The following is a 26,185-nucleotide window of genomic DNA, read 5'->3' on the forward strand; positions in this document are numbered from 1 at the left end:
AGGTTTCAGCCCGTGATGTTGTAGGCCTTCAGCGAGCCGCGGCGATCGCCGGTCCGCTGGTCGCGGAAGAACGAGACGGCCGAGACCGACGCGGGGTCGAGCTCCATCCGGAACAGGGCGCCGAGCGGAGCACCGACGGCCTCGGCGACGAGCATCTTGATCGGCGTCACGTGGCTCACGACGATCACCGTGGCGCCGGCGTGCCTGCGCTCGATCTCGTCGAGCGCGGTGAGCACCCGACGCTGCACCGTGCGGAACGACTCGCCGCCGGGTGGAGGGGTGTCGAGGTCGGAGACCCAGGCGTCGAAGGCGGCCTTGTCCTTGGCCATCACCTCCGGGAAGGTCATGCCGTCCCAGGCGCCGAACTCCATCTCGGCGAGCCCGGCGCTCTCCTCGATCGGAAGGTCGAGCAGCTTGCCGAGGATCGCCGCGGACTCCCTGGTACGGCGGACCGGCGAGCACACGATCGTGGTCACCTCGTCGACGTGCGAGCCCAGCCAGGCGCCGGCCGCCTCGACCTGGGCGCGGCCCTCGTCGCTCAGGCCCGGGTTGTCGCCGCCGAGGCCACCGGAGAACCGCCGCGACGCGGTGTGCACGGTCGCGCCGTGACGGACCAGGAGGAGGGTGACCGGGGCGGCAGCCTCGGGACGGGGCTCCTCCACGGCCTCGATCGCCGAGTCGGGCTCGGCGGCGGCATCCGGGGCGGCGGCGACGGTGACGCCGGACCGCTTGCCGTCGAGGGCCTCGTTGGCGAGCCGGTCGGCATGCTTGTTCTGCTCGCGGGGGATCCAGGTGAAGCTGACGTCGCGCATCGGCGGCAGCAGCCGCTTGGCCTCCAGCGCGAGCGGCCGCATGTCGGGGTGCTTGATCTTCCAGCGGCCGCTCATCTGCTCGACCACCAGCTTGGAGTCCATCCGGACCGCGATGTCCGCGTTCGGAGCGTGCTCCGCGGCGAGCTTGAGCCCCGCGATCAGGCCGGAGTACTCGGCGACGTTGTTGGTGGCGACGCCGATCGACGTGCCGTCCTCGGCGATGACCGCGCCGGTCTCGGCGTCCTTGAGCACGGCCCCGTAGGCGGCCGGACCGGGGTTCCCGCGGGAGCCGCCGTCGGCCTCGATGACGACCGAGCGGGGACCGTCAGCGGTGCTCACAGTCCGCTTTCGGCCGTCCGGACCAGGATCCGCTGGCACTCCTGGCACCGCACGACCTCGTCCTCCGGCAGCGCCTTGACCCGCGCGAGCTCGGCAGGGTCGAGGGACAGCATGCAGCCGCCGCACTGGCGGGCGCGGAGCGCGGCGGCACCCACGCCGCCCTTCTGGGCGCGGAGCCGCTCGTAGAGCGCGAGCAGGTCCTCGGGCACCTCGGCTACGAGCGGGTCGCGACGGGTGCCGATCGCGGTCAGCTCGGCGTTGATCTCGCCGGCCTGCTTGTCCCTCGCCGCCGTCACGACCTCGAGCTTGTCGTCGATCTCGACGATCTGCTGCTGGAGGGCGGTCAGCGCCGTCTGGGCCTCCTCGAGCTGCTCCATGACCTCGAGCTCCTCGTCCTCGAGGACCGAGATCCGGCGCTGCAGCGTCTCGAGCTCGTGCTGCATCCGCTCGAGGTCCTTGGGGTTCGCGATCAGCCCGGCGTCCATCCGGTCGCGGTCCCGCTTGTGCCGGGTCTTGACCTGCTCGACGTCGGCGTCGGCCTTCAGCTGGGCGGCCGTGAGGTCGTCGACGACGATCTGCCGGTCGCGAAGCTGCCCGAGCACCCGACCCCGCTCGGCCGTGAGCTCCTTGATCACCGACTCCTCGGCGAGGTGCCCGAGCCGGTGGCGCAGCTGGTCGACCTCCGCATCGACCGCCTGCAGGTCGAGCAGCTTCAGCTGTGCGTTCGGGTCTGCCTTCACCGGGTGCCTCTCATAGGTGCATTGTCCAGGGATCGGTGACGATCGTGCTCACCCGGGTGTCCACGTCTCCGCCGAGCTCCTTCTCGAGCCGTTCGCTGACGACCGGCAGCCAGGTCCACTCGGCCGCCCAGTGCGCGACGTCGACGAGGGCCGGGCCGCCCTTCTCGACGAATTCGGCGGCGGGGTGGTGGCGGAGGTCGCTCGTGACGTAGACGTCCACCTCGCTGCGCGCGACCCGGTCGAGCAGGAAGTCTCCCGCTCCCCCGCACACCGCGACCTTCCGGACGAGCCGGTCCGGGTCGCCCGCGACGCGGACGCCGTGGTGCGTGCCCGGGAGCACGGCGGCGACGTGCTCGGCGAACTCGGCGAGCGTCACCGGCGGCAGGCTGCCGACGCGGCCGGTGCCGCTGCTGGTGATGCCGGGGTCCGCGAGCTCCGCGACGTCGTACGCCGGCTCCTCGTAGGGGTGCGTCGCCAGCAGCGCCTCGACGACCGCGCCGCGCAGGTGCCGGGCGAGCACGACCTCGACCCGCACCTCGCTGACGGTCTCCAGCTCACCGACACTGCCGATCATCGGGTTCGCGCCGTCGAGCGGCCGGAACCGGCCCTCGCCCGGTGCGCTGGTGAAGGACGCGAAGTCGTAGTCGCCGATGCGGCCGGCCCCGGCCTCGGCGAGCGCGGCGCGCACGGGCGGCGCGGCGTCGACGGGGACGAAGGTCGTCAGCTTGTCGACCGGCTCGCCCACCGCGGGCACGATCGGCCGGAGGTCGGTGAGCCCCAGCGTGATGGCCAGTGCCTCGGACACGCCTCCGACGGCCTGGTCGGCGTTGGTGTGCGCGGTCAGCAGTGCGCAGCCGGACCTGGCGAGGGTGCTGAGCGTCCGGCCCTTCGGCGTCGTGGCGGCGAACCCGTTGACCGGCTTGAGGAAGAGCGGGTGGTGCACGACCAGCAGGTCGGCCTTCCAGTCGGCTGCCTCCTCGGCGACCTCCGGCGACGGGTCGACGGCGAAGAGGACCTTGCGGACGTTCTGCTCCGGGTCGCCCCACACCAGCCCGACGGCGTCCCAGTCCTCTGCGGTCGCGGGTGGATACCACCCGTGGACCAGGTCGACGAGCTCCTTCAGCGCAGGCATGCCGAGAGGCTAGCGGGCGCCGGTCAGCCCCCTCGCCAGGCGCCGGACGATCTCCTCCAGCCGCTCCGGGCTGGTCGCGATGTTGAGCCGGACGTGCCCCGCGAGGCCCGGCTGGTAGTCGTGGCCCGGCGACACCTGCACGCGCCCGCGCTCGAGCGCGACGGCGGCGGGGTCGTCGTGGCCGTAGGCGCGCAGGTCGATCCAGGCGAGGTACGTCGCCTCGAGCGGCCGCATCCGCGCGTCCGGGAGGTGCTCCGCCAGCAGCCGGACCAGCAGGTCGCGCTGGCTCGAGAGCCGCGACCGCAGCGCGGTCAACCACTCGTCGCCGTGGGTGTAGGCGGCGATCGCCGCGACCTCGCCGAGCGGCGACCACGAGTCGTTGCGCGCCATCGGTGCGTCGAGGAGTCGCTGCCGGGTGGCGGGGTCGGGCGCGATGACCTGCGCGCACCGCAGTCCCTGGACGTTGAAGGCCTTGGACGCCGCGACCACGGCGACGGCGTGGTCGTGGGTGTCCTCCAGGGACAGGTAGGACAGGTGCGGCGGCGAGCCGTCGAGGACGAGCGGCGCGTGGATCTCGTCGGCGACCACCCGGGCACCGCGTCGCCGTACGACGTCGCGGATGCCTTCCAGCTCGGCGCGGGTGAAGACCCGGCCCCACGGGTTGTGCGGCTGGGTGAGCAGCAGCGTCCGGGCGCCCGCGGCGAGCAGCCGGTCCAGCCCGTCGAGGTCGATCTCGGCGTGCTCGGCGTCGGCGTCGAGCACCAGGTCGACCCGCTCGCGACCGGTGACCTCGGCGATGCCCAGCTGCGGCGGGTAGCCCGGCAGCGGCATCACCATCGGACCCGGCTCGGAGAGCACGTCCAGCGCGAACCGGACGCCCGCGGTCACGTCGACCGACGGGATGACCCACGCGGGATCGATCTCCTGGCCGAACTGCCGCTGCGCGAAGCCGGCGTAGGCCTTGCCGAGCTCGCCGCCCGACTCGAAGGTCGGGTAGCCGGTCAGGCCGGCCCCGACCGCTGCGGTGATCGCCTCGCGGACGGGCGGCGCCCACGCGTAGTCGGTCTCGGCGACCCACGCCGGCAGCACGTCCGGCGGCATGGTCCCCCACTTGAGCGGCAACGCCCTGCGCGCCTCGTCGTCGGTCAGGTCACGGATCACCTTTCCATCCTGCCTTGCTATGGTCGCTGCGCCAGTCGACCTCCCAACGTGGTGGTCAGGGAACCCGGTGAGAGTCCGGGACTGACGCGCAGCGGTGTGGGTGACGGGCGGGGCATTACGTCACTGGGTCTGTGCTTGTCAGGGCCTGGGAAGGCGCCTCGTTCCGGATGATCCCGAGTCCGAAGACCTGCTGGCCCTTGCGGTAGCCGCCGCGAGGTCAACCGCGGGCGACGCGCAGAGCCCGAGACCTTGCGAGGAGCGCGATGAGCGCGACGCTCTCGGGCACGGCCCGTACCCGTCCCGACCGCTGCCCCGGCGTGCTGCGCCCGTGGCCGGCCGACGACGGCGCCCTGGTGCGGGTACGCGTCCCGGGCGGGCGGGTGCCGACGCCCGCACTGGTGGCGCTGACCCGCGTCGCCGAGGCGTACGGCGACCGGCGGGTCCGGGTGACCGCCCGGGCGAACCTGCAGCTCCGCGGCCTGCCGCTCTCGTCCGGGTCCCTGCCGGCCGAGGTGGTCGCGGCGATCGAGGCGACCGGGCTGCTGCCGTCGCGGTCGCACGACCTCGCGCGGAACATCCTGTGCTCGCCTCAGACCGGCCGCGCCGGCGGCCTCGCGGACCTGCGCCCGGTTCTCGCCGCGCTGGACGCGGCGATCTGCGCCTCGCCGCTGCTCGCCGGGCTGCCCGGGCGGTTCCTGTTCACCCTCGACGACGGGCGCGGCGACGTGCTCGGCCGGCACCGCGACCTCGGCCTGGTCGCCCGCGGCGCCGGCACCGCGCGGCTCGTGGTCGGCCGCGGCTGGGGACCCGAGGTGCGGCTCGAGGCGGCGGTCGGCGTACTGGTGGGGCTGGCGGAGGAGTTCCTCGCCGCGCGCGGCACCGGCCCCAACGCCGCCTGGCACGTCGACGAGCTCCCCACCCCGTTGATTCGAGGGTCTGTAGAGGTTGATTCGAAGGTCTCTCGCCGTCCATTCGAGCTTCCGTACGGCGAGGTGCCCGGCGGTGAGCACGTCGCCGTCGGCGAGGACGGCATCTCCCTCGGCCTCGCTCGCGGGTGGGCCGAGCGGACCGCAGAGGTGGTGGTCACGCCGTGGCACGGCGTCCTCCTGTGAGTACGGCGATCGCGCCCCCGCCCCGCCGCTACGACTACCTGGCCGACGGGCCGGCGATCTACGTCGACTCGTTCGCGACGATCCGGCGGGAGACGGACCTGTCCCGCATCCCGGCCGATGCGGAGAAGGTCGCCGTACGGATGATCCACGGCAGCGGCCAGACCGACCTCGTCGACGATCTGGTGATCCATCCCGAGCTCGCGTCGGCCGGCCGCGCGGCTCTCGCCGCGGGCGCACCCGTGCTGTGCGACGCGCGGATGGTCGCGATGGGCATCACCGCAGGTCGGCTGCCCGCCGGCAACGAGGTTCTCTGCTTCCTCACCGATCCGTTGGTGCCCGGCCTCGCGCGGGAGTGGCGGACGACGCGCACGGCGGCGGCGGTGTCGCTGTGGGAGCCGTACCTCGAGGGCGCGGTCGTCGCGATCGGGAACGCTCCCACCGCGTTGTTCCACCTGCTCGAGATGCTGCTCGCGGGCGCGCCGAGGCCGGCCGCGATCGTCGGGTGCCCGGTGGGGTTCATCGGTGCGGCGGAGTCGAAGGAGGCGCTCGTCGGGCTCGCGGGCGAGCACGGGATCGACGTCCCCTACGTGACGGTCCGCGGCCGACGCGGCGGCTCGGCGATGGCGTCGTCGGCCGTCAACGCCCTCGCCCAGGAGGCGGAGTGAACGCGCGACCGGGCGGTCGTCGCGGATCCTTCCGCGTCGTCGGCATCGGGCCCGGCGACCCCGAGCTGATCACCCTCAAGGCGGCACGATTGATCGGCGAGGCCGACGTCGTCGCCTTCCACGCCGGCGTGCGCAAGCAGTCGCACGCTCGCCGGATCGCCGGCGACCTGGTGCCGGCGGGTGTCGTCGAGGAGGAGCTGCGCTACCCCGTGACCACGGGGTCGACCGACCACCCCGGCGGCTACGTGGGCGCGCTCGCCGACTTCTACGACGAGTGCGAGGACCGGGTCGGCGCGCACCTGGCGGCCGGGCGGGACGTCGTACTCCTCGCCGAGGGGGACCCGCTCTTCTACGGCTCGTCGATGTACCTCGTCGACCGGCTCCGCGACCGCTTCGACACCGAGGTGGTGCCCGGGGTCCCGGCGTTCACGGCCGCAACCGCCTTCCTCAGCCAGCCGCTCGTCCGGCAGTCCGACGTCCTCACCGTGCTCGCCGGCACGCTGCCCGGGCCCGAGCTCGCCCGCCGCCTCGCCGACACCGACGGCGCGATCATCATGAAGCTCGGGCGGACCTTCCCCGCCGTGCGCTCCGCCCTCGAGCAGGCCGGCCGCCTGGACGGCGCGCGGTACGTCGAGCGCGCCTCCATGCCCGAGGAGCGCTGGCTCCCGGTCGCCGACGTCGATCCCGCCACCGTCCCCTACTTCTCCCTCGTCGTCGTCCCCGGCGACACCGCCCCCGCCGGCCGCCACGCCACCCGCATGCGCGAATCGTCAGTCGTGCGGGGCCGAATCCTTCCTGATGCCGTTTCCGCGGCGTCATCGCAAAAGATTCGGACCGGAACCACAAAAGATTCGGCGGAGCTGGCGGTCGTGGGGCTGGGGCCGGGGCCCGAGGGGTGGCTGACGGCCGAGGCGCGGGAGGTGCTGGCGGAGGTCGACCACGTGGTGGGGTACGCGCCGTACGTGGCGCGGGTGCCGCAGCGCGCGGGGCTGCAGCGGCACGCGTCCGGCAACACCGTCGAGCTGGACCGGGCGCGGCTCGCCCTGGACCTGGCTCTGCGCGGCGAGCGGGTGGCGGTGGTCTCCGGCGGCGACGCGGGGGTGTTCGGGATGGCGACGGCGGTCTTCGAGGCCCGGGCCGGCGACGAGCGGTACGGCGCCGTGCCGGTGCGGGTGGTGCCGGGCGTGAGCGCGATCCAGGCGGTCGCGGCCCGCGCGGGCGCGCCGATCGGTGGCGACTTCGCCGTGCTCAGCCTGTCCGACCGCCTCAAGCCCTGGCCGGTCGTCGAGCGCCGGCTGCGGGCGATCGCGGAGGCGGACCTGGTGCTGGGGATCTACAACCCGGCATCGCGGTCCAGGCGCGACCAGGTCGTCGCGGCGCAGAAGGTGCTGCTCGAGCACCGCTCCCCCGACACGGTGGTCGTCGTGGGCCGGGACGTCGGCCGCGCGGAGGAGTCGCTCACGGTCACGACGCTCGGCGGCCTCGACGCGGACAGCATCGACATGAAGTGCCTCCTCCTCGTCGGCGCGTCGGCGACGCGGGCCGAGCCCGACGGCGTGGTCTGGACACCGCGGTGGGTCCGATGACCGGCCACGTGACCGTGGTCGGGATCGGCGCCGACGGCTGGGCCGGCCTCGCGGAGCCCGCCCGCGCCCAGGTGCTCGCGGCCGGCGTGCTCCTGGGCGGCGAGCGGCACCTCGTGCTGGTCCCTCCGGTCGACGGCCAGGTACGACGACCCTGGCCGCGGCCGCTGACCGGCGTCGGGGAGCTGGTCGCCGGGCTCGACGGCCGGAAGGTCGTCGCCCTCGCCTCGGGCGACCCGATGGTGTCGGGCATCGGCACGACGCTGGCCGGCCTCGGCGTCGACGTCACCGTCCTGCCCACGATCTCGTCCGTGGCGCTCGCCCGCGCGCGGATGCGCTGGTCGGCGGAATCGAGCGAGGTCCTCACGCTCGTCGGCCGCGACCCCGACGTGCTGCGGCGCGAGCTCACGCCCGGCCGGCGCCTGCTCGTGCTCTCCGCGGACGAGTCGACGCCGGCGACCGTCGCCGCCCTGCTGCGGAACCACGGCTTCGGTGCCACCCGGATGACGGTGCTCGGCGATCTGGGGTCGGACCGCGAGACCCGCCACGACGGGCACGCGGAGGAGGCGTGGGCGCGCGAGGACGTGCCGCGGCTGCACGTGCTCGCGCTCGAGGTCGCGGGTCCGCCGGCGAACAGCTGGGCGGCGGGGCTCCCGGACGAGGCCTACGAGCACGACGGCCAGCTGACCAAGCGCGACGTGCGCGCCTCGGCCCTCGCCCGCCTGCGGCCGCAGCCCGGCGCGCTGCTCTGGGACGTCGGGGCCGGCGCGGGATCGGTCGGCATCGAGTGGCTGCGCTCGCACCGGCTGTGCCGGGCGGTGGCGGTCGAGGGCCGCCCCGAGCGGGCCGCCCGCATCGCGCGCAACGCCGGCGCACTCGGCGTACCTTCCCTCGACGTCGTCCACGGCCGCGCCCCCGACGCGCTCCTCGACCTGCCCGACCCGGACGCCGTCTTCGTCGGCGGCGGGGCCACCACCGCCGTGCTGGACCTGTGCCGCGACCGGCTCCGCCCCGGCGGCCGACTCGTCGCGCACGGCGTCACCCTCGAGACCGAGCGGCTGCTGCTCGACGCCCACGACGAGCACGGTGGCGAGCTGGTGCGGCTGTCGGTGGAGCAGGCCGCGCCGCTCGGCGACCGCTTCCGCGGCTGGTCCCCGGCTCGCGCCGTCACGCAGTGGGCCTGGACCAAGGAGACCCGATGACCGTCCACTTCGTCGGCGCCGGACCGGGTGCGTCCGACCTGCTCACCCTGCGCGCGGCGCGACTTCTCGCCGCCGCCGACGTGGTGCTCTTTCCCGGCACCTACCTGGACGCCGCCGTCCTCGACCACTGCCGGCCCGGCGCCCGGCTGGTCGACACCCAGCGCCTGGACCTGGACCGGATCACCGCGGTGCTCGTCGCGGCGGCCCGAGACGGGCTCGACGTCGTACGGCTCACCTCCGGCGACCCGTCGCTCTACTCCGCCCTGCACGAGCAGGCGCGCCGCCTGGGCGCGGCCGGGGTCGCGTGGGACGTGACACCCGGCGTACCCGCCTACGCCGCCGCGGCCGCACTGGTCGGGACCGAGCTCACCGTCCCCCGCGTCGCGCAGACCGTCGTGCTCACCCGCACCCATGCCCGCTCGACGGCGATGCCCGAGCGCGAGTCGCTGGCGGCGTACGCCGTGACCGGCGCGACGCTCGTGCTGCACCTCGCGATCACCCGCACCCGCGAGCTGATGGCCGAGCTCGCGGAGCACTACGGCACCGGCTGCCCCGTCGTCGTCGTGCACCGCGCCAGCCAGCCGGACGAGCTGGTGCTGCGCGGGACGGTCGGCGGGCCCGACCCGATCGCCGACCGGGTCGAGGCCGCGGGCCTGCGACAGGCGGCGCTGGTCCTGGTCGGCCCGGCGCTGGCCGCGCGCCCCGAGGGCGCGTGCGAGTCCCATCTCTACTCCGCCGAGAGGAACCGATGAGCTACCCCTTCAGCGCCGTTCTCGGCGCGTCCCCCGACCACCCCGACGGGCTCTCCCCGATGGCGCTCGCCCTCGTCCTCACCGCGATCTCCCCCGAGGTCGGCGGCGTGCTGGTGCGCGGCGAGAAGGGCACGGCGAAGTCGACGATCGTCCGCGCGCTCGCGGCCGTGCTGCCGCCGGTCGACGACCGGCCGGCCCGCCTGGTCGAGCTCCCGATCGGCGCCACCGAGGACCGGGTCCTCGGCTCGATCGACCTCGAGCGCGCGCTCGGCGAGGGCCGGGCGGAGTACCAGCCCGGGCTCCTCGTGCAGGCCCACCGCGGGCTCCTGTACGTCGACGAGGTCAACCTCCTGCACGACCACCTGGTCGACGTGCTCCTCGACGCCGCCGCGATGGGCCGGGTCAGGGTCGAGCGCGACGGCGTCTCGGTCGAGCGGGACGCGCGGTTCGTGCTCGTCGGCACGATGAACCCCGAGGAGGGCGAGCTCCGCCCGCAGCTGCTCGACCGGTTCGGGCTCGCCGTCGAGGTGGCGGCGCCGCGGGAGCCGGCGCTGCGCGCCGAGGTCGTACGCCGACGTATCGCCCACGACGCCGACCCTGCGGCGTTCGCCGCCCGCTGGGCCGATGCGGAGGAGACCCTGCGGTCGCGGATCGCCGACGCGCGGAAGCTGGTCGGCGACGTCGTGCTCTCCGACCGCGCCCTGCTCCGGATCGCCGAGGTCTGCGCGGCGTTCGACGTCGACGGGCTGCGGGCCGACATCGTGATGGCCCGTACCGCCGCCGCGCACGCCGCGTGGTGCGGCCGCTCGACGGTGCAGCTGGCCGACGTCGAGGTGGCCGCTCGGCTCGCGCTGCCGCACCGGCGACGACGCGACCCGTTCGACAGTCCCGGGCTGGACGACGACCTGCTGCGGGACGCGCTCGGCCCGGACGACCTCGATCCGGACGGCGGCCCCGACCCCGAGCCCGACCCCGACGGACCCGGCGGCCCGCCGGACACCTCGCCCGGTGACGCAACGTCCTACGAATCGGACGCTCCGGCGAGCGATCCGCAGGACGTTGCGGAGGGCGGCGGCCCCGCGCCGACGTCGGCGGCGACCGCCGGGTCGCCGTACCGCACCCGGCTGTTCACGGTCACCGGCGCCGGCGCCGGTACGGCGGGGCGGCGCAGCCGGGCGCGAACCGACAGCGGGCGCCGCGTGGGCGCCGAGCGACCGGGCGACGGATCGGGTGCCCTGCACCTGGTCGAGACGATCCTGGCGGCAGCACCCCACCAGCACGCACGCGGCCGCACCGGGGGCCGGCTCCTGCTCCGGCCGGCCGACGTCCGGGTCGCCGTCCGCGAGGGACGCGAGTCCAACCTGGTGCTCTTCTGCGTGGACGCGTCCGGCTCGATGGCGGCCCGCCGACGGATGGAGCAGGTGAAGACGGCCGTGCTGAGCCTGCTCCTCGACGCCTACCAGCGGCGGGACAAGGTGGGCATGGTGACCTTCCGGGGCGACCGAGCCGACCTCGCACTGCCGCCGACCGGCTCGGTGGACGTGGCCGCACGCCGGCTCGGCGACCTGCCGACCGGTGGCCGGACGCCGCTGGCCGAGGGCCTGCTCCGGGCCACGGCGGTGCTCGAGGTCGAGCGGATCCGCGACCCCCGGCGGCGCCCGCTGCTGGTCGTCGTCACCGACGGCCGGGCGACCGCCGGCGGCGACGCGGTCGCCCGGAGCCGGGCTGCGGCCGCCGACCTGGCCCGGGCCGGCGTCGCCTCCGTCGTCGTGGACTGCGAGAGCGGCCCGATGCGGATGGGCCTCGCGCGGGTGCTCGCGGAGCACCTCGGCGCCGAGCACGTCCCCGTCGGCGACGTGAGCGCGGACGCGCTGGTGACGGCGGCGCGCGGGAGGGCCGCCTGATGCCGCAGGGACAGCCGGTCGCCGTACCCGACGACGGTCTCACCACGAAGCAGCGCCGCAACCGGCCGCTGGTGATCGTGCACACCGGGGACGGCAAGGGGAAGTCGACCGCGGCCTTCGGCCTCGCGCTCCGCGGGTGGAACCAGGGCTGGGACATCGGGGTGTTCCAGTTCGTGAAGTCGGCCAAGTGGCGGCTCGGCGAGCAGACCGCGTTCGAGCAGCTCCCGCCGGGACCCGGCACCGTCGAGTGGCACAAGATGGGCTCGGGCTGGTCCTGGTCGCGGAAGACGGGCGAGGACGCCTCCCCCGAAGCCCAGGCCGCCGCGGCGGCCGAGGGCTGGGCGGAGATCAAGCGGCGGATCGCCGCGGAGCGGCACGACCTCTACCTGCTCGACGAGCTCACCTACCCGATCAACTGGGGCTGGGTCGACGTCGAGGACGTCGTGCGCACGCTGGCGGACCGGCCCGGTCACCAGCACGTCGTGATCACCGGGCGGCGCGCGGACCCGAGGCTGATCGACGCCGCCGACCTGGTCACCGAGATGACCAAGGTGAAGCACCCGATGGACGCCGGCCAGAAGGGCCAGCGGGGGATCGAGTGGTGAAGCTCCCCCGCATCGTGGTCGCCGCCCCGGCGACCAGCCAGGGCAAGACCACCGTCGCCACCGGCCTGATGGCCGCCCTGCGCCAGGCGGGCCACGTCGTCAGCGGGCACAAGGTCGGACCGGACTACATCGACCCGGGCTACCACGCGCTCGCCTGCGGGCGGCCCGGCCGCAACCTCGACCCGCACCTGGTCGGCGAGGACCTCGTCGCGCCGTTGCTGCTGCACGGCGCGCTGACCCCTGAGCCGGCCGACGTGGCCGTCGTCGAGGGCGTGATGGGGCTCTTCGACGGGCGCGTCGGTTCCCAGGGCTTCTCCTCGACCGCCCACGTCGCCGCGCTGACCCGGACCCCGGTGGTGCTGGTCGTCGACATCTCCCGGTCCTCGCGGTCGATCGGGGCGGTGGTCCACGGGATGGCGACCTGGGACCCGTCCATCGAGGTCGCCGGCGTGATCCTCAACCAGGCGGGCTCCCCCCGGCACGCCGCCGAGGTCACCGAGTCCGTCGGGCTGCCGGTGCTCGGTGTGATCCCCCGCGACCCCGGGCTCGCCACCCCCTCCCGGCACCTGGGCCTGGTCCCGGCCGCCGAGCGGGACGAGGCCGCCACCGTGGTCGCCCGGCTGGCCGAGGTCGTCGCCCGGACCGTCGACCTCGACGCCGTCCTCGCTGTCGCCCGCGCAGCTCCGGACCTCGACTCCGACCCGTGGACGCCGGGGTCGGAGGTTTCGAGGCTCGCTTCGCTCGCGCCTCAACCACCGGCGGCCCAGCCGGAGGTTTCGAGGCTCGCTTCGCTCGCACCTCAACCACCGGCGGTCGCGGTGGCGGGGGGACGGGCGTTCACGTTCCGGTACGCCGAGACGGCGGAGCTCCTCGAGGCGGCGGGGTGCGAGGTGGTCGCGTTCGACCCGGCCACGGACCGCTCGCTGCCGGCGGGCACCCGGGGGCTCTACCTCGGCGGCGGCTTCCCGGAGGTGCACGCCGCGGCCCTCAGCGACAACGCGAGCCTCCGCGACGAGATCCGGACCGCGGTGCTCGACGGGCTGCCGACGGTCGCGGAGTGCGCGGGGCTGCTCTACCTCTGCCGCAGCCTGGACGGCGCGCCGATGGCCGGCGTGATCGACGCCGACGCCCGGATGACCGACGGCCTGACGCTGCGCTACCCCGAGGTGACCGCGCTCGGCGACTCGCTGCTCACCCGCGCAGGCGAGCGGGTGACCGGCCACGAGTTCCACCGGACCGTCGTCGACCCGGGCACCGGGGACCACCCGGCCTGGGAGGTCGACGGCGAGCGGGTCGGCTTCACGTCGGCGAGCCTGCACGCGTCGTACCTGCACACCCACTGGGCCGGCCACCCGCGGCTGGCCCGGCGCTTCGCCGCGGCGGTGCACGCGCATGGATGACCCGCTGCGCCATCACGGCGACGTCGAGGTCGCCGGGATGGAGGACTTCGCCGTGAACGTGTACGGCGGCCCGCGGCCCGCGTGGCTGGACGCAGCCCTGCGCGCCTCGCTCGACGACGTCGGCGCCTACCCGTGCAGCGCTGCCGCGCGGGGGGCCGTGGCCGCGCGGCACGGCCGGCCGGTCGACGACGTGCTCGTCACCGCCGGCGCGGCCGAGGCGTTCACGCTGGTCGCCCGGATGCGCGCGTGGCGGCGGCCGGTGGTCGTGCACCCGCAGTTCACCGAGCCGCACGCGGCGCTCGAGCAGGCCGGGCACGCGGTCACGCCCGTGCTGCTCCCCGAGCCGTTCGCGCTCGACCCGGGCGCCGTCCCGGACGACGCGGATCTCGTCGTGGTCGGCAACCCCACCAACCCGACCGGGCGGCTGCACCCGGCGGCCGCGATCCGGTCGTTGACCCGGCCGGGACGGCTCGTGGTCGTCGACGAGGCGTTCATCGACTGCGTGCCGGGCGAGCGGGAGAGCGTCGTGGCCGTCCGCGACCCCGGGCTGCTGGTGATCCGGTCACTCACCAAGCACTGGGGCATCCCCGGCGTACGTGCGGGCTACCTCCTGGGCGGCGCGGACGTCGTCGCCGGGCTCGCGCACTTCCAGACGCCGTGGTCGGTGGCCACCGCCGCCGCCGCGGCGGTCGAGGCGTGCTGCTCCCCCGCCGCCCTCGCCGAGGCCGCGCACCGTGCCGGGCTGGTCGCGGCCTGGCGCGACCACCTCGAGCGCGGCCTGGCCGAGCTCGGCGTGCGCCACCTTGCGTCGGCCGCGTCGTTCGTCCTCGCCCAAGTGGGTCATGGGGTGCACGGCCGCCTGCGCGACGCCGGGATCGCCGTCCGCCGTGCCGACACGTTCCCCGGCCTCGACGCCTCCTGGGTCCGGATCGCCGTTCGTCCCCCCGACCGCACGGACCGGCTGCTCCGCGCCCTGACGTCGACGGAGACGGAAGACGGCGTCCCGGGCTCTCGCACCGGGACGCCGTAACCCCCCAACAGGGGGGCGCCGGGTGGCGCGCCTACGGAACGTCAGACGTTCACTGGAGCCGGCCGCAGAGGACGGGGTCCGTCGCCTCCGCAGGGAGGCTGGGGTCGAGCTCGCTCTTGCCGGCACCCTTGAAGTCGTACTTGCCGTTGTGGTTGTAGTCGATGCCATGGATCACCAGGACGCCCTTGCCCGCGGCGATCCGTTCGGCGAGCGCGGGCTTCACGTGGATCGTGCGCGAGTAGCTGATCCGGCCCTTCGGCGCGGTCGGGAACCGGTTCACCGCGAGCGTGCTGTCGGGGCTGGTGTCGCCCTTGGTCGTCAGCGAGATGCGGACCGGGCCGTAGGCCGGCGTTCCCTCGGCGGTGTTCAGGCGGTGGTCGCTGTTGCTGTCGTCGCGGACGCTGGGGCACTCGTGGCGGGCCTTCGGGCCGAAGTGGATGTGCTCGGCGTGCGGCATGCCCTTGAGCAGCCGCCGGGCGTTCAGGACGACCTTCAGGTTGCTGCCGCTGATCGTGACCTGCGCGTGGCCGGACGCCGCCGAGTTGTTGAGCGGGTCGAGCTTGGCGTTCGTGGTGACGTCAGCGCCGCGGTGCGCGCTGGGCGCCGCCGAGGAGTTGCTGAGGGAAACGCCGACGGCACCGGCGGCCGTGAGCGTCAGCACGGCGGCGATCGTCGTCTTGCGTGTGCGCGTGAGTCTCATGGAGATTTCTCCGTTCGACACCCCGAGAGGCGCCTTGGATGTGTACGTCATCGGACACGAGGGGTTCGTTGGCACTCGCCGCACGGATGGGATCCACGCCACACTGCGGTCGTTCCAGATCGGCTTGCGCACCGCGCGGACGGCCCGCCACCACGCGTGCGCAACGATGGAGCGCATGACCACCGTCGCACTTCTCGGTACCGGCACCATGGGCTTCGGCATGGCGCGCAACATCGTCACCTCCGGCATCGACCTCCGGGTGTGGAACCGCACCCGCGACAAGGCCGAGCCGCTCGCCGACCTCGCCACCGTCTGCGACACCCCGGCCGAGGCCGTCGAGGGCGCCGACGTGCTGCTCACGATCCTCTACGACGCGGACAGCGTCATCGACGTCGTCGAGGGACTCCGGGGCACGGTCGAGCCGGGCACGGTCTGGCTGCAGCAGAGCACGATCGGTGTCGACGGCACGGCCCGCGCGGCCAAGCTGGCCGACGAGCTCGGTCTCGTCCTCGTCGACGCCCCGGTGCTCGGGACCAAGAAGCCTGCCGAGGACGGCACGCTGGTGGTGCTCGCCTCCGGTCCCGCCGACGCGCGCGACCGGGTGGCGCCGATCCTCGACGCCATCGGCAGCCGGACGATGTGGGTCGGCGACGCGGGCGCCGGCACCCGGCTCAAGCTGGTCGCCAACCACTGGGTGTTCGCGGTGCTCGAGGGTGTCGCGGAGTCGCTCGCCCTCGCGCGCGACCTCGGGATCGACCCGGCGCTCTTCCTCGAGGCGGTCGGTGGCGGCGCGATGGACGCGCCGTACGTCCAGCTCAAGGGCAAGGCGATGCTCGACGGCCGGTTCGACCCGGCGTTCGCGCTCGGCGGTGCTCTCAAGGACGCCGACCTGATCCTGGACGCGGCCCGGGCGGCGGGCGTCGATCCCGGCCTGCTCCCGGTCATCCGCGACCACTTCGCCCAGGCCGTCGAGGCCGGGCACGGCGACAAGGACATGGCGGCGACGTACCTCGCCCACTGAACGGCCCCGCATGCCCTAGGCTGCACCTGCAGGCACGAGGAAGCCGGTGAGAACCCGGCACAGTCGCGCTACTGGGATGCCACCCGAGGGTGGACGAGTCAGACCCGACTGCCTGCGAACTCCCACCCAACGAACAGGGACGCATGAATCCCTGAGGAGGACACATGTCGCAGTCGTCTGCTGCTCCCCTCTCCGGCTCCCCCGCCGTCGAGATCCCGACCGTCCCGCTCGCGCAGCTCGCCCCGTGGGCGCTGTTCGCGGCGCTGATCGGCTCCGTGGTCGTCTACTTCGCCGGCGCCGACGCCGCTCTCCACGAGTGGGTCCACGACGCCCGGCACCTGCTCGGCTACCCCTGCCACTGATGACGCCGCGGGCGTTCCTGCTCCGCGGTCTCCTCGTCGGCCTGGTCGCCGGCGCTCTCGCGTTCGTCGTCGCCTCCCTCGTCGGCGAGCCGTACGTCGAGCGTGCGATCGCGATCGAGGAGTCATCCGCCGCGCACGCGCACATCGGTGACGAGGCCGGTCACGAGCCCGCCCGGCACGAGCACTCCGAGGAGGCGCCGGTCCCGCGCGACGACCAGCGCACCTGGGGCCTCGCGACCGGCACCCTCGCGATCGGCGTGACCTACGGCGGTATCGCCGCGCTCGCCGCCGCCGGCGCGGTCGGCCGGCTGGGCCGGCTCGGCGCCCGGCAGAGCACGGCGCTGGTCGCCCTGCTCGGGTTCGTGTCGACGGTGCTGCTGCCGTTCCTCAAGTACCCCGCGAACCCGCCGTCGGTCGGCAACCCCGACACGATCGGCAGCCGGACGGGCGACTACTTCGCGATGCAGCTGATCTGCGTCGCCGGTGTCGTGCTGGCGGTGCTGCTCGCGGTCCGGCTGGCCCGGCGGCTCGGGGGCTTCGAGGCGACGGTCGCGGCGGGCGCGACCTACCTCGCCGTCATCGTCGGTGCCGCGCTCCTGCTGCCGACCGTGGACGAGGTGGGCGACTTCCCGGCCGACCTGCTGTGGTCGTTCCGGGTGTCGTCGCTGATGACCTCCGCGACACTTTGGGCGACGATCGGGATCGGCCTGGTCGCGCTGGTGGGCCGGCTCCACGACCGCGTGGTCGCGGACAGCGAGCGCCGAGCGCTCGCAGCGGCTTTGTGAGTCGAGCGCTCGGCCTGCTGCTCGGGTACGCCGCGGATCGGCTGCTGGCCGATCCGCGGCGTGGTCACCCGGTGGCCGGCTTCGGGTCGGTCGCCGCGGCGCTCGAGCGGCGCTGGTGGCGGGACACGCGGCCGGCCGGAGTCCGGTACGTCGCCGTGCTGGTGGGTGGCGCCGTCGTGCTCGGCGTGCTGCTGGAGCGCGGCGGGCAGCCGCGGCGGACGCTCACGGTGGCCGCTGCCACGTGGGCCGTGCTCGGCGGGACCTCCCTGGACCGCGAGGGTGCCGTGATCGAGCGGCTGCTCGCCGACGGCCGGCTGCCGGAGGCGCGGGTGCAGCTCACCCACCTCGTCGGCCGGGACACCTCAGGCCTCGGGGAGCCGGCGGTGGTCCGCGCCGCTGTCGAGTCGCTGGCCGAGAACACCTCCGACGCCGTCGTCGCGCCCCTCGTCTGGGGCGCGGTCGCCGGCATCCCTGGCCTCCTCGGCCATCGCGCCGCCAACACGCTGGACGCGATGATCGGCCACCGGTCGGCGCGCCACGAGCGGTTCGGCTGGGCCGCTGCCCGGCTCGACGACCTCCTCAACCTGCCCGGGTCGCGGGTCACCGCGCTCCTCGCCGTCGTCCTCGGCGAGGATCCCCGCGGCGCCTGGCGCACCTGGCGCCGTGACGCCGGAGCCCACCCCAGCCCCAACGCCGGCCCGGTCGAGGCGGCGTTCGCGGGCGCGCTCGGCGTACGGCTGGGCGGGCGGAACGTGTACGGCGACCGTGTGGAGCACCGTGCGCCGATGGGTGACGGCCGCGCGCCGGAGCGCGCCGACCTCGCGCGGGCGCGCCGGCTCGCCCGCCGGGTCGGGCTCGTCTCGGCCGGGATCGCCGCAGCTGTCAGCTGGGCCAGCCCTTCTCGGTGAGGTACCAGCCCGCCGAGGTGAGCACGACTGCGATCAGCAGCGCGAAGAGCAGACCGCCGGCGAGCGGCAAGAACCAGCCCGGCGCCCGCTTCGAGCGGACCGCGACCACCTTCACGACGATCGCGCCGAACACGACGCAGCCGAGGACCCCGTGCACCACGGTGCGCGTCGGCACCTTCTCCCCGTGCCCGTAGGTCCCCGACTCCAGCCCGAGCGACCAGAGGCAGTGGTAGCCGACGAAGACGGCGAGCAGCAGCGCCACCGTCCCGGAGACCCGGTGCGCCGAGCCGAGCCACGACGGTGCCGCGATCCCAAGCTTCCCGTAGAGCCACAGCGCCCCCACGACCTGCCCGACCGCCAGCACGCCGATCACGACCGACAGCACGGTCTTCATCGCGAGCACGGTGCTGAAGCCCAGGGTCGTCGTACCGGACAGCGTCGGGTCGTGCGCCTTCCCGAGCACCCCCAGCAGCACGGCGACCACCGCGCCGACGGCGAACGCGGTCAGCGGGACCGCCATGCTCCGCTGCTGCGGGGCGGAGGTGTGAGCCATGCCGCTCAGGATGCCGTGGCTCGAACCCGTTGCCTATAGCCCCGCGCGGGTACGTACCGGTGGTGAGCACCTCGACGACCGCAGCCCCCGCCCGCCCCGGCCCGACCAGCGCCTCCTGGTGGTTCCGCTCCCCCGACGGCGACCTCGCCATCGCCCAGTTCCCCAACCCACCGCTCTTCGTCTGGTTCGGCGCCTGGGTGCTCGGCCGCTTCGACCTCTCCGAGGCCCACGCCGCCACCGTCAGCGGCGTCCGCGACGGCGCTCTGCTCGTCTGGGCTCTGGACGAGCTCGTCCGCGGCTCGAGCCCGTTCCGGCGGGTGGTCGGCGCCGCCGTGCTGGCAGTCCAGGTGACGGCACTGGTTCGGCGCTGAGCGCCCCTCGCGGCCGCCGCACGCCGCCAAAGCCGTCAGGAACAGCCCGTACGTCACTCCGCCACGTTAGAAGCGGCTGGCGCGCGTGGCCTGCGCCCGATGTCGAGGACGACGGCGCGGCTCCGTCCCAGCAGCAACAGCGACGCACCCCGCGTCCGGACCGGAGGAGTCACCCATGAACGTCACCGAGGAACTCGCCAAGCCGATCTCCCAGGAGCTGCTCAATGGCCCCTGTCCCGCCCGCCTCGCCTACACGGGGCGCGACGGGGGCCCGCGCGTCGTACCGGTGGCGTTCTGGTGGGACGGCGCCAACCTCCAGGTCTTCACCGTCGTGAAGTCCGCCAAGGTCGCGGCCCTCCGCGAGGATCCACGCGTCGCGATCACCATCGACACCCAGGGCCAGTGGCCGCCGCGGGCGCTGCTCGTCCGGGGCGAGGCGACCGTCGAGGTCGTCGACGGCGTGCCGGCCGAGTACGTCGAGGCCGCGCGCAAGGTCACACCGGCCGAGCAGATGGAGGCGTGGGAGGGCGGCGTACGTGCCCTGTACCAGCGGATGGCGCGGATCACGGTCATCCCGATCTGGGCCAAATTGCTCGATTTCGAGACGACGATCCCCAAAGCGGTTGAAGATTTGATCGTGCAACACACTGCCGGCGCCGCCGGGACTGCGGAACCTCGCTAGTCCACTTCGACGATCGGCCGCCCTGCTCAGGTACGCCGACCGGCTGCCGATGCGCAGGGAAAGACCTTCACTCAACGGAGAGTGCAATGACGACCACGACTGTCACCCTGGACGACCTCACGGTCGAGGTGTGCTGCCTCGCCGACCACGAGGCCGGGCGCAGCGACCGCGCTGCTCGCCAGTCCTGGCTGCACGGACGGGTCCACGTCGTCGAGCGCTCGGACGCACCGCCGCTGCTGATCCCCGGCTGCGAGCACCTCAACGAGGCCACGGTCGCCGAGGCGGTCCACCGCTACCGGTTGCACCAGGTCGCCTGAGCGGGCACCGGGGTCTCCTGCGGACCCGGTGCACAGTTGTGTCCCGGGACGTGGTTACGCCACGATCTCGCCCGTGCCTGGGAGACGAGCAGCAATCGCGGCTGCTACCGCCGCCGTCCTGTCGAGCCTGACGGTCGCGGCCGAGCAGCCTGGATCCGCCGCCGCCGCCGCCACGCAGAGTGCGCCGGCATCGGTGGCGACCGCAGTCACCGGACCGACCTGCGGCGGGCAGCGTCCGGCCAAGGCCGGCGGCGGCCGGTACACGTGCACGTTCACGGACGACTTCACCGGCAGCACCCTCGACGCGACCAAGTGGGTCGCGCAGGACACCTCCCGGACCGGCGTCTTCACGAGCACCCAGGGCTGCTACGTCACCGGCCCCGACAACATCTCGGTGTCCGGTGGCCAGGCGCACCTGACGTCACGGGTCGAGGACCAGCCGTTCACCTGTCAGCTGCCGGGCGGTGGTGGGTTCTCCACGACGACGTCGGTCGCCACGATCACGACCCGCGGGCTGTTCGCGCAGGCCTACGGCCGCTTCGAGTTCCGGGCGAGGTTCCCGAACACGTCCGTGGCCGGGTTCCACTCCGCCCTCTGGATGTATCCCCAGCAGCTGACCTACGGACCGTGGCCCAATTCCGGCGAGATCGACGTCGCCGAGCGGCTCACCGCCAAGGCGTCGGCCGTCTACGCCTCGCTGCACTACGCGGGGTCCGACACCGGCGACTCGGGCGTGTGCCAGCGGCCCACCGCCGGCACCGCGTTCCACCGGTACGCCGTGGAGTGGACCCCAAGCCAGATGCGGTTCATCTACGACGGCGTCACCTGCTTCACCGAGGCGTGGGCGCCGGACGCGCCGCTCGTGGCGCCGCAGCCCTTCGACCAGCCGTTCGACCTGATCGTCAGCCAGGCCTTCGGGGCCGGCACCAACGCCAGGACGCCCGCAACACCGACCTCGGGTACCACCGACGTCGATTGGGTGCGAGCCTGGTCCTGATGAACGACGAGAACGAGCAGGTCCTGCAGATGCGGCTGGTCGTCGAGGCCGACGACTACGACGAGGCCGTGCGCTTCTACCGCGACGTCCTGGGCCTCGAGCAGGAGCTCCAGCTCCACGGCGACCAGGGCGAGAACGTCACGATCCTCCAGGCGGGCCGGGCCACCCTGGAGATCTCCAACCCGGCGCAGGTCGACTACATCGACCGGGTCGAGGTGGGTGAGCGGGTGAGCCCACGACTCCGGGTCGCCTTCGAGGTCGTCGACGCGTCCGGCACGACCACCCGCCTGGCCGACGCCGGGGCCGAGGTGGTGGCGCCGCCCACCCGCACACCGTGGGACTCGCTCAACTCCCGCCTCGAGGGTCCCGCCGGGCTGCAGCTCACCCTGTTCGAGGAGCTGGGCGAGGCCTGAAGATCAACCCGACGGGTGCTCCGCGAGCCACCGTTCCCGACGCCGCGCGGACGCCCGCGACAGCCAGGCGTCCTGGACCACCTCGGCGAGCTCTCCGTAGGTGATCTCGCCGAGCCGGCTCGCCCGCACGAGGACCGAGGGGTGGCCCTCGAAGTGCGGCGTGGTGAAGTACGGCGACGCGTCGTCCTGCACCATCGCGAGCTTCTCGCCCTGGTCCGCGACCCAGAGGACGATGACGTCGTCGTACCGCTCCCCCGTGTCGGGGTCGAAGGCATCGGGTCGCGGGTTGCGGAAGAAGACGAGCGACTTGCCGCCGACCTGGTAGACCGGCCGCCCCTTCGTGCCCGGATAGACGGTGACGTGCGGCATCGCGAGCGCCAGCGCGTGCACGTCCTCCACCCGGGCTGCCCGGGACCGCTTGCTCGCCACGGCCCCAGGCTAGGTCGAAACCCGTTAGCGCCCACCGATGACCAGGACCCACACTGGTCGACTGCGTTCGCGGACGACCGTCCGCGGAGGATTTTCGTCGGAGCGACCGGGAAGGGTGGTGGACATGAGCGACATGGAGACGGCTGACCTCCTCATGGAGGCGCCCGACGCTGCCCTGCGCCTGCTCGCGAGCGCGATCGACCGCGAGTTCGAGCGGCGTGAGCCGCGCCCGCCGACGCCCTACGAGTACGCCGCCTCGCGGCTCGGCGTGAACGCCACGGAGCTCGTGGTCCTCACCGAGGACGTCGCGCCCACCGTCGCGCACTCGGTCGGTCGCTGGCTCTACGAGGCCCAGGCCCGGTGGGCCGCCGAGCACGTCGGGGCCCGCCCGAACCAGCCGTCGGCGAGCGAGACCGTCGCCGGGGCGACCGGCGAGGTCCGCGCGTTCCGGTCCGCGACCGTCGTGCTTCCGGCCGGCGCGCTGATCTCCGGGCCGGTCGTCCTCCGGCTCGCACCCGACCACTACGACGTCGGGGTCGAGCTGATCGGGCGCGCCCAGGACGCCGAGGCGCTCCAGCGCGCCTTCGTCGAGTTCCTGCGCGCCCGGCGTACGGCGGACTCGCCGTATCGCTCCGGGGCCTACCGCGTCGGCGCCAGCAACCGGGGCCTCGTCCTCGACCGGTGGGTGCCGCCGGCTGCGACGCGCGACCTGCTCAAGCTGGACCCGGCGATCTGGACGACGGTCGACCGGACCGTGCACCGGGTGCTCGAGCTCTCCGACGACCTGGCGGCCCGAGGGCTCGGCACCAGCACCGGCCTGCTGCTCGTCGGTCCTCCCGGGACCGGAAAGACCCAGCTCGGCACGGTCGTCGCCAACGAGCTGGTCGGCTCGGCGACCGTCCTGGTCCCCGGCACCTACGTGACCGAGCACTACCTGACCGAGCTGTTCGACATCGCCGCAGACCTGTCGCCGTGCCTGATGCTGATGGACGACCTCGACCTGATCGCCGGCGAGCGCGGGCAGACCAACCCCCACCGGCTGCGCGAGTTCCTCAACGTGATGGACGGCGGGCTGGCCGACCGCAGCGGGGTCGTCGTGATCGCCTCGACCAACGACCACCGCAAGGTCGACAAGGCGGCCCGACGCTCGTCCCGGTTCGACACCGTGATCCGGATGGAGGCGCCCAGCCTGGAGGGCCGGCTCGCGATCCTCGAGCGCTACCTCGCGTGGTGCGACGTGCCGCTGGACCTGCCTGCGGTCGCCCGTGCCACCGAGGGCGCGACCGGCGCCGACCTCAAGGAGCTGGTGCGCGCAACCGTGCTCGCGACGAACGACACGGTCACGACCGAGGCGCTGGTCGTCCAGGCGGAGGCGGGCGGCTGGCGGTCGTCGGGCCCGCCGGCCGGCCAGTACCTCTGAGGGAATCCGGAGATCAGGGCAACCCGGGCGCTCGGGTCTGCGTGAATGAGGTGTGCAGCTCGCTTCGCGCCGTGCCGGCGCCGCTCTCGTCCTCGCCGCAGCCCTGGGCCTGACCCTCGCGATCTCCCCCGACGCGTCGGCGGGCCCCGCCGTACCGACCGCGAAGCCGCATGACCCGGCATGGCAGGTGACCGACCTCGGCCACGGCCGCTACCAGGTGTCGTGGACCTCGCCCAAGGTGCTGCCGACGACGTCGGACCGGCCGACGATCACCGGCGACGGCCTGGCGTTCGGCACGCCGACGGTCGGCGCCGACGGTCGCACCGTGTCCGCCGTGGTGACCGCACCGAGCGCGCCGAGCCCGGCCGACCTCGACGTCGTCCTCTCCGGCGACCGGCTCGACGAGCCCGGGTTCGACCCGGACGCCGACGGCTCCTCGACCAAGGCCCCCCACCGGGCGACGACGCCGCTCGCCGCGCCCGACCCGGGCACCCCGGGTTCCTACGACGTCACGACCAGCGACTACACCTGGCCCTCGGTCAAGGTGCCGGGGATGCGCAAGCCGATCGAGATGGTCGGTCACGTCGTCGAGCCCGTCCTGGACGCCCCGACCGGGCCGCGCCCGCTCGTGCTGTTCCTGCACGGGCGGCACGGGGTCTGCTACGACCCGTCCGACCCCGACTCCTTCGGCGGCCGGGGCTGGCCGTGCAAGGCGCCGTACGCCGAGATCCCCAGCCAGCTGGGCTACGACTACATCCAGCGGCTGCTGGCCTCCCAGGGCTACACGACCGTGTCGGTCCGGGTCAACGGGATCAACGCCCAGGACTACCGGCTCGACGACGGCGGCGCGGACGCCCGCGCCACCATCGTCCAGGCGCACCTCGACGGCTGGGTCGACCTCGCGGCCGAGCACCACGTCGACATGGACCAGGTCGTCCTGGTCGGGCACAGCCGCGGGGGCGAGGGCGTCGATCGCGCGTCGATCCAGATCCCGGCGAGCGCGCCGTACCGGATCGCCGGCCAGGTGCTGATCGCGCCGACCGACTTCGCCGCCCACACCGCGCCGTACGTCCCGACGGTGACCCTGCTGCCCTACTGCGACGGCGACGTCTTCGACCTCCAGGGGCAGAAGTTCACCGACGTCGCGCGCGACCTCGTCCCCGGCGACACCTCGCTCAAGAGCTCGGTCATGGTGATGGGCGCCAACCACAACTTCTTCAACACCGAGTGGACCCCGGGGATCTCGGCCGCCCCGTCGTTCGACGACTGGGGCGGCGACCCCGACGCCACCTGCGGCAGCGACAACCCGGGCCGGCTGTCCGCCGACGGGCAGCAGGCGGTCGGCAAGGCCTACGTCGCCGGCGCCGTGCACCTGTTCACCGGTGACGACGACTACCTGCCGATGTTCGACGGCTCCCCGGTCACGGTCCCGTCGATCGGGGACGCCCAGGTACTGACCCACGCGATCGGCGGCGGCCGCGACACCCGCCGTCCGGGGATCGAGGCGCGGCCGACGATCCCCTCCGGCGACGGTGACGCGCGGCTCTGCAACGGCGTCACGTCCTACTCGAGCGGCTCGTTCGCCTACTGCGGCCGGCACGCCGGGGAGTACGTCACGCCCGACTGGTCCGGCCAGGGCGACCGGGTGCCGACCCGGAAGTTCCTGGACTTCTCCTGGGACGCCACCGGTGCGACCGGCGGCCTGCGGTTCGACGAGCCGCTCGACCTCAGCGCCGACCGGCTCGAGCTCCGCACGCTCGTCGACCCGGCGCTCGGCGATCCGGACCTCCGAGTGCGGATCAGTGACTCCGCAGGCGGCTCGGCCGTCCTCGAGCCCGTCCCCGGGACCGAGGCGAAGCCGCTTCCCCTGGTGGACTTCGGCACGAAGATCTGGGCCGAGGCGGTCGTCGTCGACGCCTCCTCCGCCACCGGCGTCGACCTGACCGACGTCACCGCGGTCGACCTGGTCGCCGGCAGCGAGCACGGCCACGTGTGGGTCGCGGACGTCTCCGCGGCCCCGTCGACGCTGCCCGCCGAGCAGGCCGCCCGCGCACCGAAGGTCAGCATCGAGCCGCTCCGGGTCGACGAGGGCACCGGTGGCACCAAGGTCCTGAGGGTGCCCTACACGATCGCCGGCGCGGTGACGCAGCCGTCGAAGTTCGTCGCGTTCACGGCGGGCCAGGTGCGGGGCCAGACCCAGCGCCTCGTCGTCGACGTCGCGCCGGGCCAGACCGGTGGCACCATCCCGATCGAGTACGTCGCCGACGACCTCGACGGACCGGACCAGATCACCTCGATCGCCCTCTGGCCGCTGCGCGGGGTGGCGACCGACGACTACCTCGCAAGCGCCACGGTGGTGGACGACGACGCGGCGCCCGCGGTGCACGTCGAGCCGGTCTCGCCCTCGGTCCGCGAGGGTCACCCGGTCGAGATCCGGGTGAGGATCGACGGCGCGCGGTCGGACACGACCTATGTCGCGGCCCAGGTGGTCCGTGGCCGCGGTGAGCCGTTGCGCGGTGCCGACGTGCCCGCCGGCTGGCTGACGAAGCACGCGACGGGCAGCGAGAGCCGCAAGCCGCTCTACCGCCTCAATGCCTACCTGAGCGGCCGGTTGCGTCCCGGCGCCTCCGAGCTGGTCCTGAGCGTCCCCACCCGCAAGGACGGCGTCCAGGAGGGACGCGAGTACCTCGACCTGCGGGTCCAGGTCGGCGACCGCCGGCCGGTCACTCGCCGGGTCTCGGTGCTCGACGCCCGCTGACCGCGCTCCGGCTCGATCATTTCGGCCGCGGC

General features: G+C 74.0%; 25 protein-coding genes, 1 pseudogene and 1 riboswitch. Of the genes and pseudogenes, 19 read left to right on the top strand and 7 right to left on the bottom strand.

Features of this window, described 5'->3' with window-relative positions; translation table 11 throughout:
- Positions 1-5 precede the first annotated feature (5 nt).
- The 4 genes from ABD709_RS12730 to ABD709_RS12745 are packed head-to-tail and all read right to left on the bottom strand — an operon-like array spanning position 6 to position 4,184.
- Positions 6-1,151 (bottom strand): bifunctional RNase H/acid phosphatase, encoded by a 1,146-nt coding sequence (locus tag ABD709_RS12730; protein WP_344775932.1) that lies wholly within the window; start codon positions 1,149-1,151, stop codon positions 6-8.
- Positions 1,148-1,891: a zinc ribbon domain-containing protein gene (locus ABD709_RS12735; RefSeq protein WP_344775934.1), complete on the bottom strand. Its 744-nt coding sequence runs from the start codon at positions 1,889-1,891 to the stop codon at positions 1,148-1,150. The genes ABD709_RS12730 and ABD709_RS12735 overlap by 4 nt, the downstream gene beginning before the upstream one ends.
- A gap of 10 nt (positions 1,892-1,901) precedes the next feature.
- Positions 1,902-3,023: a Nif3-like dinuclear metal center hexameric protein gene (locus ABD709_RS12740; protein ID WP_344775936.1), complete on the bottom strand. Its 1,122-nt coding sequence runs from the start codon at positions 3,021-3,023 to the stop codon at positions 1,902-1,904.
- A gap of 9 nt (positions 3,024-3,032) precedes the next feature.
- Positions 3,033-4,184, bottom strand: a complete 1,152-nt coding sequence (locus ABD709_RS12745) for a MalY/PatB family protein (protein ID WP_344775938.1) — start codon at positions 4,182-4,184, stop codon at positions 3,033-3,035.
- A gap of 15 nt (positions 4,185-4,199) precedes the next feature.
- Positions 4,200-4,394: riboswitch (cobalamin riboswitch) on the top strand.
- Positions 4,395-4,447: 53 nt separating this feature from the next.
- Between ABD709_RS12745 and ABD709_RS12750 the strand changes: the two genes are divergently transcribed.
- The 8 genes and pseudogenes from ABD709_RS12750 to cobBC all read left to right on the top strand — a co-directional run bounded on the left by ABD709_RS12750 (position 4,448) and on the right by cobBC (position 14,437).
- The gene (locus tag ABD709_RS12750) at positions 4,448-5,296 is read left to right on the top strand and encodes a nitrite reductase (RefSeq protein ID WP_344775940.1); all 849 of its coding nucleotides are present in this window, start codon (positions 4,448-4,450) and stop codon (positions 5,294-5,296) included.
- Positions 5,293-5,961, top strand: a complete 669-nt coding sequence (locus tag ABD709_RS12755; protein ID WP_344775942.1) for a precorrin-8X methylmutase — start codon at positions 5,293-5,295, stop codon at positions 5,959-5,961. Before ABD709_RS12750 ends, ABD709_RS12755 begins: the two co-directional genes overlap by 4 nt.
- Positions 5,958-7,547 carry a precorrin-3B C(17)-methyltransferase gene (gene cobJ, locus ABD709_RS12760; protein WP_344775944.1) on the top strand — a complete coding sequence of 530 codons (1,590 nt, stop codon included), beginning with the start codon at positions 5,958-5,960 and terminating at the stop codon, positions 7,545-7,547. Before ABD709_RS12755 ends, cobJ begins: the two co-directional genes overlap by 4 nt.
- Positions 7,544-8,746 (top strand): precorrin-6y C5,15-methyltransferase (decarboxylating) subunit CbiE, encoded by a 1,203-nt coding sequence (gene cbiE / locus ABD709_RS12765; RefSeq protein ID WP_344775945.1) that lies wholly within the window; start codon positions 7,544-7,546, stop codon positions 8,744-8,746. The genes cobJ and cbiE overlap by 4 nt, the downstream gene beginning before the upstream one ends.
- Positions 8,743-9,498: a cobalt-precorrin-4/precorrin-4 C(11)-methyltransferase gene (locus ABD709_RS12770; RefSeq protein WP_344775947.1), complete on the top strand. Its 756-nt coding sequence runs from the start codon at positions 8,743-8,745 to the stop codon at positions 9,496-9,498. Before cbiE ends, ABD709_RS12770 begins: the two co-directional genes overlap by 4 nt.
- The gene (locus ABD709_RS12775; RefSeq protein ID WP_344775949.1) at positions 9,495-11,402 is read left to right on the top strand and encodes a VWA domain-containing protein; all 1,908 of its coding nucleotides are present in this window, start codon (positions 9,495-9,497) and stop codon (positions 11,400-11,402) included. The genes ABD709_RS12770 and ABD709_RS12775 overlap by 4 nt, the downstream gene beginning before the upstream one ends.
- Entirely contained in the window at positions 11,402-12,007 is a 606-nt protein-coding gene (gene cobO, locus ABD709_RS12780) for a cob(I)yrinic acid a,c-diamide adenosyltransferase (RefSeq protein WP_344775951.1), read from the top strand. Before ABD709_RS12775 ends, cobO begins: the two co-directional genes overlap by 1 nt.
- Positions 12,004-14,437: pseudogene (gene cobBC / locus ABD709_RS21450) on the top strand (bifunctional hydrogenobyrinic acid a,c-diamide synthase/histidinol phosphate aminotransferase CobBC). Before cobO ends, cobBC begins: the two are co-directional and overlap by 4 nt.
- Before the next feature lie 49 nt (positions 14,438-14,486).
- On the opposite strand, the gene ABD709_RS12795 reads toward cobBC, so the two are convergent.
- On the bottom strand, positions 14,487-15,137 hold the full coding sequence (locus tag ABD709_RS12795) for a hypothetical protein (protein ID WP_344775956.1): 651 nt from the start codon (positions 15,135-15,137) through the stop codon (positions 14,487-14,489).
- A gap of 175 nt (positions 15,138-15,312) precedes the next feature.
- On the opposite strand from ABD709_RS12795, the gene ABD709_RS12800 reads away from it, so the two are divergent.
- The 4 genes from ABD709_RS12800 to ABD709_RS12815 all read left to right on the top strand — a co-directional run bounded on the left by ABD709_RS12800 (position 15,313) and on the right by ABD709_RS12815 (position 18,213).
- Positions 15,313-16,158 carry an NAD(P)-dependent oxidoreductase gene (locus tag ABD709_RS12800; RefSeq protein ID WP_344775958.1) on the top strand — a complete coding sequence of 282 codons (846 nt, stop codon included), beginning with the start codon at positions 15,313-15,315 and terminating at the stop codon, positions 16,156-16,158.
- Between the two features lie 164 nt (positions 16,159-16,322).
- The gene (locus tag ABD709_RS12805; protein WP_344775960.1) at positions 16,323-16,520 is read left to right on the top strand and encodes a CbtB domain-containing protein; all 198 of its coding nucleotides are present in this window, start codon (positions 16,323-16,325) and stop codon (positions 16,518-16,520) included.
- Complete coding sequence (locus ABD709_RS12810; RefSeq protein ID WP_344775962.1) at positions 16,520-17,305, top strand: CbtA family protein; 786 nt, start codon at positions 16,520-16,522, stop codon at positions 17,303-17,305. The genes ABD709_RS12805 and ABD709_RS12810 overlap by 1 nt, the downstream gene beginning before the upstream one ends.
- The gene (locus ABD709_RS12815; protein WP_344775964.1) at positions 17,302-18,213 is read left to right on the top strand and encodes a cobalamin biosynthesis protein; all 912 of its coding nucleotides are present in this window, start codon (positions 17,302-17,304) and stop codon (positions 18,211-18,213) included. Before ABD709_RS12810 ends, ABD709_RS12815 begins: the two co-directional genes overlap by 4 nt.
- Here the strand turns inward: ABD709_RS12815 and ABD709_RS12820 are convergent.
- Positions 18,188-18,766: a DUF6529 family protein gene (locus tag ABD709_RS12820; protein WP_344775966.1), complete on the bottom strand. Its 579-nt coding sequence runs from the start codon at positions 18,764-18,766 to the stop codon at positions 18,188-18,190. The genes ABD709_RS12815 and ABD709_RS12820 overlap by 26 nt on opposite strands.
- Positions 18,767-18,828: 62 nt before the next feature.
- Between ABD709_RS12820 and ABD709_RS12825 the strand changes: the two genes are divergently transcribed.
- From ABD709_RS12825 to ABD709_RS12845, 5 genes are all read left to right on the top strand, one after another.
- A complete protein-coding gene (locus ABD709_RS12825; protein WP_344775968.1) occupies positions 18,829-19,137 on the top strand; it encodes a hypothetical protein in 309 nt (102 codons plus the stop codon).
- 175 nt (positions 19,138-19,312) lie between these two features.
- Positions 19,313-19,819: a pyridoxamine 5'-phosphate oxidase family protein gene (locus tag ABD709_RS12830; protein WP_344775970.1), complete on the top strand. Its 507-nt coding sequence runs from the start codon at positions 19,313-19,315 to the stop codon at positions 19,817-19,819.
- Positions 19,820-19,905: 86 nt separating this feature from the next.
- Positions 19,906-20,136, top strand: coding sequence for a hypothetical protein (locus ABD709_RS12835; protein WP_344775972.1), 231 nt, complete (start codon positions 19,906-19,908; stop codon positions 20,134-20,136).
- A 193-nt stretch (positions 20,137-20,329) separates the two neighbouring features.
- The gene (locus tag ABD709_RS12840; RefSeq protein WP_344775974.1) at positions 20,330-21,133 is read left to right on the top strand and encodes a glycoside hydrolase family 16 protein; all 804 of its coding nucleotides are present in this window, start codon (positions 20,330-20,332) and stop codon (positions 21,131-21,133) included.
- On the top strand, positions 21,133-21,546 hold the full coding sequence (locus tag ABD709_RS12845; RefSeq protein ID WP_344775976.1) for a VOC family protein: 414 nt from the start codon (positions 21,133-21,135) through the stop codon (positions 21,544-21,546). The genes ABD709_RS12840 and ABD709_RS12845 overlap by 1 nt, the downstream gene beginning before the upstream one ends.
- A 3-nt stretch (positions 21,547-21,549) precedes the next feature.
- Here the strand turns inward: ABD709_RS12845 and ABD709_RS12850 are convergent, their stop codons facing one another.
- Positions 21,550-21,975 carry an MmcQ/YjbR family DNA-binding protein gene (locus tag ABD709_RS12850; protein ID WP_344775978.1) on the bottom strand — a complete coding sequence of 142 codons (426 nt, stop codon included), beginning with the start codon at positions 21,973-21,975 and terminating at the stop codon, positions 21,550-21,552.
- A gap of 124 nt (positions 21,976-22,099) precedes the next feature.
- On the opposite strand from ABD709_RS12850, the gene ABD709_RS12855 reads away from it, so the two are divergent.
- Positions 22,100-23,395, top strand: coding sequence for an AAA family ATPase (locus tag ABD709_RS12855; protein ID WP_344775980.1), 1,296 nt, complete (start codon positions 22,100-22,102; stop codon positions 23,393-23,395).
- A gap of 52 nt (positions 23,396-23,447) precedes the next feature.
- Positions 23,448-26,153 (top strand): alpha/beta hydrolase, encoded by a 2,706-nt coding sequence (locus ABD709_RS12860; protein WP_344775982.1) that lies wholly within the window; start codon positions 23,448-23,450, stop codon positions 26,151-26,153.
- The last annotated feature ends 32 nt before the right edge of the window (positions 26,154-26,185 follow it).

The sequence above is a fragment of the Nocardioides panacisoli genome (genome assembly GCF_039537325.1).
Classification (GTDB): Bacteria; Actinomycetota; Actinomycetes; order Propionibacteriales; family Nocardioidaceae; genus Nocardioides; species Nocardioides panacisoli.

Bases quoted from the DNA above. Each gene is read 5' to 3' on its own strand.
- ABD709_RS12740 (WP_344775936.1), bottom strand. From the start codon at position 3,023: ATGCCTGCGCTGAAGGAGCTCGTCGACCTGGTCCACGGGTGGTATCCA.
- ABD709_RS12750 (WP_344775940.1), top strand. From the start codon at position 4,448: ATGAGCGCGACGCTCTCGGGCACGGCCCGTACCCGTCCCGACCGCTGC.
- cbiE (WP_344775945.1), top strand. From the start codon at position 7,544: ATGACCGGCCACGTGACCGTGGTCGGGATCGGCGCCGACGGCTGGGCC.
- ABD709_RS12770 (WP_344775947.1), top strand. From the start codon at position 8,743: ATGACCGTCCACTTCGTCGGCGCCGGACCGGGTGCGTCCGACCTGCTC.
- ABD709_RS12775 (WP_344775949.1), top strand. From the start codon at position 9,495: ATGAGCTACCCCTTCAGCGCCGTTCTCGGCGCGTCCCCCGACCACCCC.
- cobO (WP_344775951.1), top strand. From the start codon at position 11,402: ATGCCGCAGGGACAGCCGGTCGCCGTACCCGACGACGGTCTCACCACG.
- ABD709_RS12795 (WP_344775956.1), bottom strand. From the start codon at position 15,137: ATGAGACTCACGCGCACACGCAAGACGACGATCGCCGCCGTGCTGACG.
- ABD709_RS12800 (WP_344775958.1), top strand. From the start codon at position 15,313: ATGACCACCGTCGCACTTCTCGGTACCGGCACCATGGGCTTCGGCATG.
- ABD709_RS12805 (WP_344775960.1), top strand. From the start codon at position 16,323: ATGTCGCAGTCGTCTGCTGCTCCCCTCTCCGGCTCCCCCGCCGTCGAG.
- ABD709_RS12810 (WP_344775962.1), top strand. From the start codon at position 16,520: ATGACGCCGCGGGCGTTCCTGCTCCGCGGTCTCCTCGTCGGCCTGGTC.
- ABD709_RS12820 (WP_344775966.1), bottom strand. From the start codon at position 18,766: ATGGCTCACACCTCCGCCCCGCAGCAGCGGAGCATGGCGGTCCCGCTG.
- ABD709_RS12830 (WP_344775970.1), top strand. From the start codon at position 19,313: ATGAACGTCACCGAGGAACTCGCCAAGCCGATCTCCCAGGAGCTGCTC.
- ABD709_RS12835 (WP_344775972.1), top strand. From the start codon at position 19,906: ATGACGACCACGACTGTCACCCTGGACGACCTCACGGTCGAGGTGTGC.
- ABD709_RS12845 (WP_344775976.1), top strand. From the start codon at position 21,133: ATGAACGACGAGAACGAGCAGGTCCTGCAGATGCGGCTGGTCGTCGAG.
- ABD709_RS12855 (WP_344775980.1), top strand. From the start codon at position 22,100: ATGAGCGACATGGAGACGGCTGACCTCCTCATGGAGGCGCCCGACGCT.